The sequence below is a fragment of the Zobellia alginiliquefaciens genome (genome assembly GCF_029323795.1).
Classification (GTDB): Bacteria; Bacteroidota; Bacteroidia; order Flavobacteriales; family Flavobacteriaceae; genus Zobellia; species Zobellia alginiliquefaciens.
This window is the reverse complement of the sequence record NZ_CP119758.1, coordinates 2,752,384-2,766,018: the sequence shown is the minus strand read 5'-3', so window position 1 is coordinate 2,766,018 and position 13,635 is coordinate 2,752,384. Positions and strand designations below refer to the sequence as shown.

Genomic DNA, 13,635 nt, shown 5'->3' with positions numbered 1-13,635 from the left:
TACGTTCCTATTTAAGTACGAGTAAGGGAATTTGGTTCTCGAAAATCAGTTTTTTTCTCAACCCAGGTTGAAACAGGCGCTCAAAGAAACCATGTTCCCTGTACAGAATAGCCATTAAATCAATAGGGTTTTTATCTAGAAACTTAGAAATACCTTCCTCGGTATCATTTTCAAAGAAAACATGAAAAGAATGCTCTACAGAATTCAGTTCTGTTTTATACTGCTTTAATACATCTTCGGTCTTGAATGCTATTTCTTCTTTATCCGATATATGTACTAATCGCAGCTTTGCTTTTGTTGATACTACAATTTCCTTTAAAACCGATAAATTTCCGTTGTTTTCATCATTATCGGTATCCAGGGCAAGGCCTATCGTATCCATTTTAAAATGCTTGGAATCTTTGGGCAATGCCAAAACCGAGCATGGTGCCTTTCTGGTGATTTTTTCGCTTTCTGAACCCACAAAAAAGGCCTCCATACCTGTGGTACTTTCAGAACCTACAAGAATCAATTCCGCCTTTTCTTCTTCTGCAATTGTACAAACTACTTCTGCTTGTGTACCAATTCGCGTTATGGCCTTATGGTTTACGGAAAGTGGCAATGTAGATTTGAGAAAATCATCTAGCTTCTCTTTGTGCAATTTCTCTAAAGACACTACATTTTCCGGTGCGGGATGCATCATAGTAGACATAGTCGCCCCTGCGTTAGGAGCGGAGTTCGCCATATAACTGGATACAAATATAATTTTGGATTCTATTATTTCTGCCAACTTAACGGCATAGTCAACTGTATTTTTAGCCGTGTCGGTAAAATCAATCGGTACAATCAAAGATCTTATTTTCATCTGCTTTTTTTTATGGATTATGAAAGTGATTGCTTTCTAATTTCAGGAAAAATTAGGGGCAAATCAGATATAACCATCTGACCAAATTGTAATTAACAACCACTATGTGTTTTCTTATTTTTCAGTAATATACTTTTCGCATTAGTCAATTTTTACCTCGAACAATGCAATTCTTGACCCAAAAAAGAAAGCAAGAAAGAACCTTGAGTTTTTATGGTAATTTCACGTACTCACCGGATTATTGGAAGGGTGGATTCTGAGGAATCTTCGAAAACAAAGTACAATAACGTTTACAAATGAGATACCATGCAAATGCCCACACATTCTAGTTACATACCCAAACTGCCCCTTTTAATTTGGGACGGAAAATGTGGTTTTTGCAAATATTGGGTCACGCGATGGCAGAAAATTACCGCTAACAAGGTGCAATATATTCCCTACCAAGATATCCAAGAGCAGATTGACGAAATTCCCGAACAGGCATTCAAACAAGCCGTTCGCATGATAGAAACCAATGGCAAAATATATAGTGGTGCACATGCCGCCTATAGAACTTTATATTATTCATCACGTTGGTCCTTTTTACTTTCGTGGTACGAAAAATCAGCTCTATTTAAAGCAATTAGTGACGCCTCCTACAAGTTTATTGCCCATAACAGACCGGTACTTTTTAAGCTAACAAAAACATTCTTTGGTAAGAACCCTTAACCAAAGAATGTTTTTGATGCAGTGGATAGCCTATTGTGCGATTACACCTCTTCTACAATAAAAAAACCATCATCTCCCTTAGATTGGTAGAGGGGCATAAAAATATAACCGTTATGCTCGCTCCTTATTTCTTGTCCGTTTTGAACAGCTAGCAGCTGTCCTTTTTTAATTGGAGAAAAATTCTCGAATCCTGCTACCATCTCAAACTCGTCCGAATCCTTCAACCCATGACGATAGGTAATTTCAAATGTTTTTTGGTCCGGAGCGTTCTTTTTTGAAAAGTTCTCTACGCATTGCGGATAACAAGACAATAACGTCAAATCCAACCCTAAAGCTTCATGCAATGCTAGCCAGATGATACCTTCCTGGTTTTCAACTGCGGTCTCATGTTGATGCTGGCCTGCTTCAAAAACAAAACCCGTTAGACCTGTTCGGCTTAAATAATGGTCAATATCGCCATGAATTAAATCACTAAACCCTTTAATTATATACGTCGGAAAACGATGTGCCCACGCGTTATTGTCATTTACATCTTGTACGGACACATACGGCAGACTCTCGGAAGATGTGGTATGACAATCTAAAAAATAGCATTTCTCAAAATCTTGACTACGATATTGGTTCAGCACCTCAATAATCTCATACATTTCGCTATGCTCATGTGAGGTGTTAATGTTATTTTCAATATTTTCCGAACTCCACGTTCTATTCAAATCTTCATCAATAAAACGCACATTTTGTTCAAGGGCTTTTTTGTTTCCCGAGACCCCAACCAAGGTTCCTTTAACCTCTGGCCGGGTCCGCTGTAGTTCTTCAAATACCTTTTTTAGAGCAATGACCCCACTGGGCTCATTACCATGAATGCCAGCCGTGACAAACAATAAAGGCCCCGGAACTCCTGAGCTATATTCTCCTATAATTCTCGATAATTCTTTCATAAACTTACTTTAGTGCATGGTTGCCAGAACTTTATTGGACAACTGGTTGCCATGCATTTTCTTATACTCCAATTTTCTTTCAATGGCCTTAATCACGGTATCTGTAAAATCAGGAAGATCAATTTCACTGAAGTGGTCAAGCCCGCCGGGACTCAGAACATTTATTTCTATCAACTTGTCCTTTACGATATCCAGCCCTACAAAAAAGAATCCATCAGCAATTAAACGGGGTGCCGTAACTTCAATAATGTGTTCCATGGCCGTGGTCAATTCGCTACTGTTCGCCGTTGCCCCAAGCGAAAAATTACTCCGGAATTCACCTTCGCCACTAACTCTTCTTATGATAGCTTTTTGCCCATCCTGCTCTAGGACACGCCCGTTCATAAGTATAACGCGGATATCTCCATCCTTAACATCAGGAAGATATTCTTGCGCTATAATGTATCCTTCATCAGATAACGTATCTATAATCTGATTCAGGTTTTTTTGATTCTCATCTATGAGATATACATTCTGCCCCCCGGAACCTTCCAAAGGTTTTAGCACCATTTTCTTACCGTTTTCCTCCCAAAAATTTAAAACGTCCTCTTTTTTACGTGTGATGATAGATGCTGGTTTTATATGCTTTGGCAGCTCTTCAAAATACAGCTTATCTATAAATGCCTTTGTCAATGCATAGGCATCATTGAGCACCAATACGCCCAATTGCTGGATCATACGACCAAAAGCGATTCCTGATTGTCCCGCCCATTTCCGGTCCGACCCTTCTTCGGTGGGGTTGTTCCGTATAAACAACACATCCAGAGAAATGGCTTCTATCCGTTTCGTTTCAGCTTCTGAACCTTGTAAATGTTCTAGATATTCTTCTGGGGTTTTCACCTCCTTGGTCACGGAAACCGACGTAGTGTCTATTGTAATAAGCCCATCATGATGCAGATTAAAATCCCCTACACCTATGGCACTTACTTCGTGCCCCATTTTATGTGCTTTAGTCATTAAAGCTACAGAAGTGCCACAAGCTTCGGTGGCTACTTTATTCAATACAAATCCTATTTTCATTAGTTCATTTTTAAAGATTGTTCAAGGTTACCATCGCATACCATCTCAACAATTGGCAATCCTTCTTTTATTTTTTTTATTTTATTTTCAAATTCGGTACTACTTAAATAACTGGGTCTTAGAATGGGTGGTTTTAAAATATTTCGTTCGGTCAGTTGTTGTACTATATTAATGTGATGAAAACCAAATTTACCCGAAAGTAAAGGCTCCAATGAACCACCACCTTTGAGGTATTCTATCAGCTTTAAAAATCCTTTTAGATAAATAATGTCCTTCAGGAATCCTCCGCCTTGCATGGTTCTAGAAACAATGTTGAAAGACCTTTTTTCTGTAAAGTTGAACTTTGTGAGTAGCAGGTCAAAAATTGCTCTAAAGTCATGACCGTCTAATCTTGCTTGGCCCGCTACCACCCTACCTGCAAGGGTTCGTAGTCTATTTCTCGTAAGACCGCCTACCAAATATTCAGAAAGCACGGCCAACCCTTCCTGCAGTGGGTCATAATCTGCCAACCCCATACTAAACTGTTCAAAAGGTTGTTGCTTACCGTTAAAATAGGTAAGCGCATGTGTACCGATTTCATGTTGAATTAAAGCCTCCGCTTCCTTTGGGCCAACCGTATAATCCGCCGGCAAATAAAGGTTTCCATTGGAGACCATCATTATATTTACATCTTCGCGGATATAAACTTCACATGAAAAACCGGGATGTTGTTTCTTGAGAAAATCTATTTCATCCTTCACCAAAACGGCAAATTCATTCGCATCCATAAGGTTCAGATTCTTCGTATCACCCTCGTTCTCGGTTAGCTGGGTAAGTATATTTTCTGCCTCGGCTTGAAGTTTTCTTCCAATTCCCTGATGCAAGCGTATACTGTTGTAAAAGAAATTCTTCGTTCCACGTTCGTTCAGCATTGTTATCTGCCGATCCAGTTCTTCTCTTTTTTGACGGAAAATATGAGACAAAACAGGGTCTTCTATCTTTTCTATCTTTAAATCATACAGCTTCCTTTTTAAGACATCAGGGTCTATGGGCAGTAATCTATAATGATAGTCAAGTACGGTTTTAAACCTACTTTCAAAAAATGTTTCCTTTATACTATAAATGTTAGAGGGCGAAACCAACCACAGAAATTGATATGAACGCTCAATCTCAGTTAGCTTTTTATCTATATCGAAGACTTTTTCTTTTAGCGACCTTTGGCCTAGAAGGTTATAGCTAGATATACCACAAGCGGTCTGTATGCGTATAAAACTAAAAATTGCCTTTTTCATGGCAGTGGTTACCTGGCTATGAAAATCCCTAAAAAAGACAGGGTAGAGCTGGGCACTTTCACTTCTGTAAACAGGAGGAATCTCAAGCCCGATCAACAATGCTCCACATTGTTTGGTTTCCTCAACAGTTAATAGATGACGAGACCCTTTGGGATGTCGATCTGCGGTATCCTCAACTTCAGATGCAATGGTTACGCCGGGGGATATCGTATTGACTTCCTGCAACCCTTCATCAAGTACTTTTAGAGTTTTTGGTAGCAAGTCCGCAGGACCTTTGATTCGAAAACATGTACTTTTAGGACTGCCTGCATATATTTCAAAAAGTAAATATGATTTATATTGTGCCGAAAAATAATTAGCTATTTCAAAAAGTAAATGCTGATATTCTTTAAAATTGCCCCTTCCTATAATTAGATACGAAGCTTCATTTAGCAGCAACTCCCTGGTTCCAATATCTTTGTTCACCTTTCTATAAATGGTCAAATAAGGCAGACCACTTTCAATATGCAAAAATCCTCCATTTGGAAGTTTAAAGTTATATTCATCTTCATCTTTCCGCAAATCGTCCAAGATACGATCAACAGTTTCTTTCGATAAATTCTTATAGTGTAGCATTATGAGTTAAATCAATTTAATTAGCAAGTATCTGCACATGGCAATCTAACAAACCGTAAAACCTTTATTTAACCATAAAACTTTATTTTTTTGCTGTAACCGATTGCCAGATAGCTTTCAACAACGTGCGAGCAACCAAACTACTTTAGAGACCATACTTGGACAAAAGCTCTCCAGGCTCCAAGTGGTTCATATTAGCAGCCTAATCAAACTCTTAGCATTATTATAACAGGTTGCTCTTAGCGATTTTCCTAAAAAATTTGTACTATAATCAAACCACCAACCTCTAGGCAAGAAGTAGTATTAACTAGTAAAAAACAGAAAATGGACTCCCTGAACGTCTCCCAAAAATTAATACAGTCACATCTTATACAAGGAGAATTAAAACCTGGAACCGAAATAGGCCTGAAAATAGACCAAGCCTTATTACAAGATGCAACGGGTACTCTGGTTCAATTAGAATTAGAAGCTATGGGTCTAGAGCGGGCCAAGACAGAAGTAGCCGTACAATACGTAGATCATAATCTACTGCAAACAGATTACAAAAATGCGGACGACCATCTTTTTCTGCATTCCGCTGCGCAAAAATTCGGTCTTTGGTTCAGCAGACCAGGCAATGGAGTGAGCCACCCCTTACACATGCAACGTTTTGGCATTCCCGGTAAAACCTTAGTAGGTTCTGACAGTCACAGCTGTGCCGCAGGGTCATTGGGCATGCTCGCTATCGGCACAGGTGGGCTAGATGTAGCCGCTGCTATTGCTGGACAACCCTATTTTGTAAAAATGCCAAAAATAATGGGGGTTAAGTTGACCGGTAAATTACCGGATTGGGTGAGTGCCAAAGATGTAATATTAGAAATGCTACGTCGCCATGACGTAAAAGGAGGCGTAGGCAAGATTATAGAGTATTATGGTGAAGGTTTAGAATACCTCAGCGCTATGGACAGACACGTAATTGCCAATATGGGAGCTGAACTAGGTGCTACGACCACGGTTTTTCCAAGTGACGATAAAACCAGAAGTTTCCTAAAATCTCAAGACCGTGAGGAGGATTGGTCAGAAATTCTTCCTGATGAAGGATGTAGCTATGATCTTGAAGATGAAATCATTCTTGATAACCTTATACCACTAATAGCCCTGCCCACTAGCCCTGGCAATGTTGTACCCGTTTCTGAGGTTGCAGGCAAAAAGATAAGTCAAGTGGTCATCGGTTCTTCTGCAAATCCCGGGCTACGTGATTTTTGGATGGCCGGTGCGATTGTCAAAGACAAGGCCGTACACTCAGAAGTTTCATTTGACATCAACCCCACCTCACGACAGATTATTCAGAACATGATAGAAAACAAAGCCTTTGCGAATCTCATCAAGGCAGGTGCACGTTTTCACCAATCCGGTTGCATGGGTTGCATTGGTATGGGGCAGGCCCCGGCAAGTAACTCCATTAGTTTACGCACCATGCCCAGAAACTTTCCCGATCGTTCCGGAACAAAAGACGACCAAGTATATTTATGTAGCCCAGAAACAGCGGCCGCTTCGGCCCTTACCGGTGAAATTACGGACCCACGGAAATTAAAGGAAATCTACGAAATGGATTATCCTAAATACGAAGCTCCACAACTGGAAATCATTAACATGGAAATGCTCGTGCCACCAACTAAAAACAAATCGGAAATTAAACTCAAAAAAGGACCGAATATTAAATCGCTTCCCGAAATGAAAGGACTTAAAGCCGAATACACCATACCGGTTTTACTTAAAATGGGAGACAACATCTCTACTGATGAAATTATGAAAGCAGGTGCCGAGGTGTTACCTTTTAGAAGCAACATACCGGAAATCAGTAAATTTTCGTACACCGTTATTGATGACACATTCTATAAACGAGCTCTAAAAAGCAAAGAAAAATATGGAGGCCATATTGTCGTAGCCGGTGAGAACTACGCTCAGGGAAGTAGTAGAGAACATGCCGCCATAGCCCCAAAATATCTGGGGCAAGTAGCCGTCATCGCAAAAGATTACGCTCGTATAGCTTGGCAAAACCTTGTGAACTTTGGTATTCTGCCATTAGAATTTGAAAACCCAGATGATTATGATTCCATTGAAGATGGCGCCATCATCAGTTTTAAGAATCTAAAAGAAAATGTAGCGAATAGAAATGCTATAAATATTAAGGTGGAAAACAAAAATGAAGAAAAAGAAATTCTGCTTAAACATAGCATGAGCGACCGGCAAATAGAATTGCTGATGAAAGGTGGGGTTATCAATGATTTCAAGGAAAAGCTGACGAGCTAAAAAATAGTCATCTAATTTTTCTTTTTGATCATACCGGGAATAAAGGCACTAACGAATGAAGTTATGGATACGGATGCAAAAATTTCTACGAGCATAGAAATTAAAAAGCCCATCTGAAATTTTTCTTCATCAAATCTTCCAAATTCATCTAGCATATTCAGCTCAGGAAGACCTATTATAAGAACGGTTAAGAATACGGGAAACAACAGTATGCAGGTATAGACTCCCGTGCGAAAACAGTTGACGAATGCAGTCCGAAAAGGGATATCATCCTTGTGGGCCTTAGCAAAATCTTTAGTAAACAACATCAGACCTATAAAAACAAAGGGAATGTATACAACTCTAAGGTTTATAGTTTTGATGATATCAAAATAAATCAACAGAAAGGCGAACAGCACAATTAGAAAAGCAATCGTTGCCGCATACAACCATCTAAATTTACGCGGACTCCAATTTGCTTTATCGATCATAATCAAACCTCATCCTTATTTACCTCTTGAATGTGTTGCGGGTGTTTTTGCCACAACGAGGCCCATCCACCACCATAACGATTTTTGTTCTCCTGTTCAAAAGATGAAAAAACAATAACCAGTGCGCCTACCAACATATCGCTAACCATAGCTAAATTGTTCTCATATCCTAAAATCCATGGAGCCAAAAGCAACCAAACGGCAAAGGGGTAGTTCCATTTCCTTGTTCCTTGCGTGGCCTCCCATAAAGAGATAATAGAAAAAGTTACGATTATAGGGCCTATGATATGCCCGTTATCCGAAGCTTGAGGCGAATATCCAAAAAAGCTTGGAGCCACTATCAGGTAGAGTCCTATTACGATATTTAATATTTTTGCCCACATCTTATTTAACTTTTTCGATTTCAGATTGTACTCCCCAAAAAACCTTCCACGTAGAAGCTTCAGACCTTTTGGCCCTTTGCATATACTGTAAACTGGCCAACATCTCATCCATTGCAGGTCCGATCATAGCTATAGAAATTATAGCAGAGCCCAGACAAAGCGTACACCATGCCGAAAACAATACGGGTTGAAAAACAACAAGCAATACACTAACAAAACCCAATGGACCTACCGCCAAACCGAAAACAATTACGATCCATGGCATTTTTTTCCACCGGTGCGTCCCTCCTATTACACCTGTTACTGCGTCAACCAAATAACCAATTGCACCTAGAGCGGCATCAGGAATTGGTAATACATTAGATACTTTAGAGTTTAAAATAGTCTTGCTTCCATCACCAAAAAATGGTTCCCAGACGGTATCTATATAATCAAGCTGATATAGCGATAAATATGTAGCTATTATCACCCCTACAAAAGCCAAAATAACTATCGGGATCCGTTGTGACCAAGTTGCGGGATTGTAGTCCCAGCCCGGTGGTATTTGGTCTATGCTTTCATTCTTTGCCATTGATCAGGTTATTTTTCTAGATTGTTTTTAGCGTACCATTGGTCCGGGTTTTCCTTTAAACCCGTAATCATCTTCGGCAATGTATCCATTACCCTATGTTTTGGCTCCCAATCCAAATGTTCCTTGGCTCTAGATACATCCAGTTCATAATGGGCCCCAGAACGGTCGATCATCCATGGTTTTATAAAGGGATCGCCTACCAAATCTCGCGTCCACGCACCAGCTTTTGCCAAGGGTTTTGGAATCTCATAGGTTTCCCAATCTTTCCCATGAATTAAATTACCGATTGTGTCTTGTAATTCTTGGTAGGTGGGTGATGTGGGCTCCCCAATATTAAAAGCCATCTGATCAGGAATCTCTTGTCTTCTCTCTACTGAATTTTCAATAGCATTTACCACATCTTCTAAATGAACGAACACATCGCCATGGTTAACATCACCCGAATAAAAATGACCAAGCAACTGCTTTTCGTAAATACGTTTTATCTGCTGCAAAATGGGAATGGAATGACCATAATCCGTATACACGCCTGCTATACGTAGAAAAACGGAAGGAAAGTTAATGCTGTGCTCTTTGATAAGGTCTTCGGTCTGTATTTTGGACTCAGGGTAACCCCAATTTGCTTCAACAGGGCAATTTTCATTTAGTTTTGTACCTGGTTCCGTAGGTTTATAAATGAGGTTGGAGCTGGAAAATATAAACTGACCCACCTCAAAGTCTTGTAGCTGTCTTAAGAATTTCTCAGTACCCTTAACATTTATTTCTTGATATTTAGGGCTGTCTTTCGTACCGAAATCATAATACGCCGCTAAATGTATTACCGAGGCAATTTTACTACCATAGCCATATCGTATTCTTTCCATTGCTGCATCAATGGCCTTTTCATCCGTAATGTCAAAATTTACACATTCAGCCTGCAATGGCGGATAAGGGGGACCCAAACGGTCTAAACCAACCACCCTATATTTTTTGGACAATCGCTCTATTAGAGAAAAACCTATTAAACCACTGCTTCCCGTAATTAAGATTGTTTCTTTGTTTTCTTTTCTAGCTCCGAACTCAGAGTGTTCGATTATTTCATCCATGCTTATTTATTTTATAATTAAAAATCAGCAAGGGGAACAAAAATGTTACTCCTTAACGATAGTATCTTCATATGCAAACATTTGAAAATTAACTATACCTTACTTTTTTAAATGTCGGTAAGGATAAATAAATTGATGCTATCACAAAATCAATTCACGAACTTGAAGATGGCCGTGAGATTAAAAGCAAATTGTTTGGACTTTCTTAAATGGTAAGACTTTATTTTTAAGACGAATTTGAGGGCCAAAGCCTCCTTTTATGTTTTCTAATTATCTGAAACATTTACCTGTTGTACCGTACGCCCCTTTAAAACCAATAGGCGTAAATCTTCTAAAATAAGATACAGGCAAGGTACAATGACCAAGATTATAGTTGTGGCGAATACTATACCGAAGCCCAAGGATATGGCCATGGGGATTAGATGAAATGCTTGGCTGGACGTTTCTAAAATGATTGGTGCCAGACCTCCAAAAGTGGTCATGGTAGTTAAAATAATAGGGCGAAACCTTCTCAAACCGGCTTCATGGATAGAATGATAAATGGCTTCACCTTCATCTCTGCGTTTATTGGCATAATCTATCATGATAAGTGAATCGTTTACAACAACACCCGACAAGGCTATTACCCCCATTAAACTTACCAATGACAAATCATAACCCAATAGTATATGACCTATTACCGCCCCTACGATTCCGAACGGAATAGCGGTCATAACTATCAATGGTTGCAAGTAGCTACTGAAGGCTATTGCAAGTAGTACATAAATTAAAAGCATAGCTATGGAAAATCCGGCCTTTAATGTGTTCGTGCTTTCTCTCATGTCTGCTTGGCTTCCTTCAAAAGTCCAAGTTATTCCGGGAAAATCAGCTCTTAATTGAGGCAAGGTTTCTTCATTTACCGTAGCAATGACACGACCAACGGTATTGGCAGGTTCTACATCCATACCCACATTAACAACCCTACGGCCATCTCTTCGGTTAATACTGGTAAACGCTTCCTTTTCCTTAATTTCCACCACATCCATTAATGGAACTTCAAGGCCATTTGGAGTTCGTACCAGAAATTTTTCTAGGTTTTTAATATCCTTTCGCTCTTCCAACGGCAGTTTTACACGCACTTCAATTTCGTTCATACCTCGCAACTGACGCATTGCCAAAGCACCAAAAAAAGCATCGCGTACCTGCCGCCCTACTTCATCAGAGGTGAGGCCTAAATTTCTCCCCTGTGGCAGCAGCTTAAAATCATATTGCATTTTACCTTTGTTATAGTTGTCGGTAACATCACGCGTATTTGAAAAAGCCTGCATTCTTTCTACGAAAGCGCTACTTGCACGTTCTAGAACGCCAATATCGGAATGGCTTAAATCGATACTAATATCTTGCCGTGCACCTCCAGGGCCACGCTCCGCTTCAAATGTAATCTGGTCCACTCCTTCAATATCACCAATATTGTCCCGCCATAATGCAATGACTTCCGCGGCAGTAATATCCCGTTGATCCGGTGGTAACATTACAATCTCCACATCAATAAAATTTTGTCCGCGTACATTGGTTTTAATTCCCTCCGCCACTTCATAAAGATCATGCTCTTCAAACATACGCTGTGTAGATTCTGAAATAGCATGGGCAACTTTTGCCGCTTGATCAGGTGTAGTGCCAACAGGCAAGCGAACCCCAGCCTCAATTTCATCAGCCGCTACCTCGGGCATCATGATCATGCCCATATGACCACTAAATCCATACCCACCAACCACTAACAAAAGTGCCACTGCAGCACTTAACGTGATGTATCTGTATTTAAGACAGGCATCAAGAAATGGACGGTATCGTTTTTCAATCAACCGGTCAAAACCCTTGGCGAAAGCATGCTGCCATTGCTCTAGCTTTAGCACCCATTTGTTTTTGCTTGCTTTTTGTTTGAGGTGACCTAAATGAGAAGGTAGAATAAAAAGCGCCTCAAGAAGCGAAACACTTAGAATTACGATAACCACAGCAGGTAGAGGTTGCCAGAATTTACCCGTTTCCCCGGGCATAAACAATAAGGGAACGAAGGCAATGATGGTGGTTACGATACTAAAAGTTACCGGTAATGAAACATCTTTGGCTCCCGCAATGGCAGCTTTCATTGGGCTTAGCCCTTTCTGCCGATATTCATAAACATTTTCACCTACCACAATGGCATCATCCACTACAATACCGAGTACCACCAAAAAACCGAACATTGAAATCATGTTCACACTGATACCGATCAAGGGCAATAAAATCATTCCGCCAATAAATGATACCGTCATACCCATCATCACCCAAAAAGCCAGACGATACTCTAAGAAAAGTGTCAATATAAGCAGTACTATAACAATGGCCAGAACTCCATTTTCCGTCAATAGGGATAAACGCTCACGATAATCTGCTGCGCGATTGCTATCCGTACGATAGTTAATGCCAGGTGGCAATTGAAAGTCTTTTAAAATATTCTGGGTGACCTCAGCTATTTTCAAAGGAGATTGGTCGCCTATTCTAAAAATACGTAGCTCTACATAGTTTTGTTGGTTGAATTGCCCATGAAAACCAACTTCTTCAAAACCATCCGTAATGGTCGCTATATCATCAAGGGACAATTTTGCTCCTTCTTCAGAAGAAACAATCGTGATATTACCGTATTCTTTTGCCCATTGTTTGCGCTCTTGCATCCGAAGCAAGATCTCTCCACTTTGAGTTTGTATAGCTCCTGCAGGTACATCATTACTGCTCTGCCGAATAATATCGGCAACTTGGCCCAAAGTCAAATTATACTTTTGCAAAGTCTGTCTTGGAATTTCAACTCGAGTCTCATAATCGGGCACATTGCCCAATTCTACCTGTGTTATTTCCGGATTATTTAAGAGGATTGTCCTTAGGCGTTCAGCAAGTTCCCTAAGGGTCCAGACATCTGCTGCCCCATACAAACCGATCTGTAAAACATCTCGTTGCCGGGATTGCAGTCTTACCTCAGGCCTTTCAATATCATCGGGAAATGTTCGAATACGATTAATGGCTTGGTCAATATCCTGAAAGACCCTCATTCTTTCAGAGCCAGCAACAAGTTCAATGCTAATTTCGGCAGACCCTTCACTAGCTTCGGAAACGACTTCCTTAATTCCCTGTACACCTCGTACGGCTTCCTCTACAGGCTGTAGCACCCCTTGCTCCACCTCTTCGGGAGATGCGCCAGGATAAGCCACTGACACCTCTACAAAATCCAACTGAAACTCAGGAAATACTTCTTTCTGAATTGTGTACATGGTAAACAGACCTCCAACAAGCAGCACCAACATCAACAAATTGGTCGCAATGGAATTTCTGGACATATAAGCAATGGCGCCTTCTTTTCTAATCTTTCCTTTGTCTTTGTCTTCCATC

The 13,635-nt window shown here is 40.1% G+C and carries 11 protein-coding genes; 2 read left to right on the top strand and 9 right to left on the bottom strand.

The window, feature by feature from the left end; all coding sequences use genetic code 11:
- Nucleotides 1-7 precede the first annotated feature (7 nt).
- Nucleotides 8-844: a universal stress protein gene (locus tag P0077_RS11655; RefSeq protein ID WP_276165424.1), complete on the bottom strand. Its 837-nt coding sequence runs from the start codon at nucleotides 842-844 to the stop codon at nucleotides 8-10.
- 306 nt (nucleotides 845-1,150) lie between these two features.
- Here P0077_RS11655 and P0077_RS11650 point away from each other — a divergent pair, with 306 nt between their 5' ends.
- On the top strand, nucleotides 1,151-1,552 hold the full coding sequence (locus tag P0077_RS11650; protein WP_276165423.1) for a thiol-disulfide oxidoreductase DCC family protein: 402 nt from the start codon (nucleotides 1,151-1,153) through the stop codon (nucleotides 1,550-1,552).
- A gap of 41 nt (nucleotides 1,553-1,593) precedes the next feature.
- Here P0077_RS11650 and P0077_RS11645 read toward each other — a convergent pair whose 3' ends face one another.
- The 3 genes from P0077_RS11645 to P0077_RS11635 are packed head-to-tail and all read right to left on the bottom strand — an operon-like array spanning nucleotide 1,594 to nucleotide 5,435.
- Nucleotides 1,594-2,490 (bottom strand): M14 family metallopeptidase, encoded by an 897-nt coding sequence (locus P0077_RS11645; protein WP_276165422.1) that lies wholly within the window; start codon nucleotides 2,488-2,490, stop codon nucleotides 1,594-1,596.
- A 9-nt stretch (nucleotides 2,491-2,499) separates the two neighbouring features.
- Entirely contained in the window at nucleotides 2,500-3,549 is a 1,050-nt protein-coding gene (locus P0077_RS11640) for a glutathione synthetase (protein WP_276165421.1), read from the bottom strand.
- The gene (locus P0077_RS11635; protein WP_276165420.1) at nucleotides 3,549-5,435 is read right to left on the bottom strand and encodes a peptidase MATCAP family protein; all 1,887 of its coding nucleotides are present in this window, start codon (nucleotides 5,433-5,435) and stop codon (nucleotides 3,549-3,551) included. The genes P0077_RS11640 and P0077_RS11635 overlap by 1 nt, the downstream gene beginning before the upstream one ends.
- A 324-nt stretch (nucleotides 5,436-5,759) precedes the next feature.
- Here P0077_RS11635 and P0077_RS11630 point away from each other — a divergent pair, with 324 nt between their 5' ends.
- The gene (locus tag P0077_RS11630; RefSeq protein ID WP_276165419.1) at nucleotides 5,760-7,727 is read left to right on the top strand and encodes an aconitate hydratase; all 1,968 of its coding nucleotides are present in this window, start codon (nucleotides 5,760-5,762) and stop codon (nucleotides 7,725-7,727) included.
- Between the two features lie 11 nt (nucleotides 7,728-7,738).
- Here P0077_RS11630 and P0077_RS11625 read toward each other — a convergent pair whose 3' ends face one another.
- The 5 genes from P0077_RS11625 to P0077_RS11605 form a co-directional block, all read right to left on the bottom strand.
- Nucleotides 7,739-8,197 (bottom strand): hypothetical protein, encoded by a 459-nt coding sequence (locus P0077_RS11625; RefSeq protein WP_276165418.1) that lies wholly within the window; start codon nucleotides 8,195-8,197, stop codon nucleotides 7,739-7,741.
- Nucleotides 8,198-8,199: 2 nt separating this feature from the next.
- Entirely contained in the window at nucleotides 8,200-8,580 is a 381-nt protein-coding gene (locus P0077_RS11620) for an SPW repeat protein (protein WP_276165417.1), read from the bottom strand.
- Between the two features lies 1 nt (nucleotide 8,581).
- Entirely contained in the window at nucleotides 8,582-9,151 is a 570-nt protein-coding gene (locus P0077_RS11615) for a vitamin K epoxide reductase family protein (RefSeq protein WP_276165416.1), read from the bottom strand.
- A gap of 8 nt (nucleotides 9,152-9,159) precedes the next feature.
- Nucleotides 9,160-10,236 (bottom strand): NAD-dependent epimerase/dehydratase family protein, encoded by a 1,077-nt coding sequence (locus P0077_RS11610; RefSeq protein ID WP_276165415.1) that lies wholly within the window; start codon nucleotides 10,234-10,236, stop codon nucleotides 9,160-9,162.
- 266 nt (nucleotides 10,237-10,502) lie between these two features.
- Complete coding sequence (locus P0077_RS11605; protein WP_276165414.1) at nucleotides 10,503-13,634, bottom strand: efflux RND transporter permease subunit; 3,132 nt, start codon at nucleotides 13,632-13,634, stop codon at nucleotides 10,503-10,505.
- Nucleotide 13,635 lies beyond the last annotated feature (1 nt).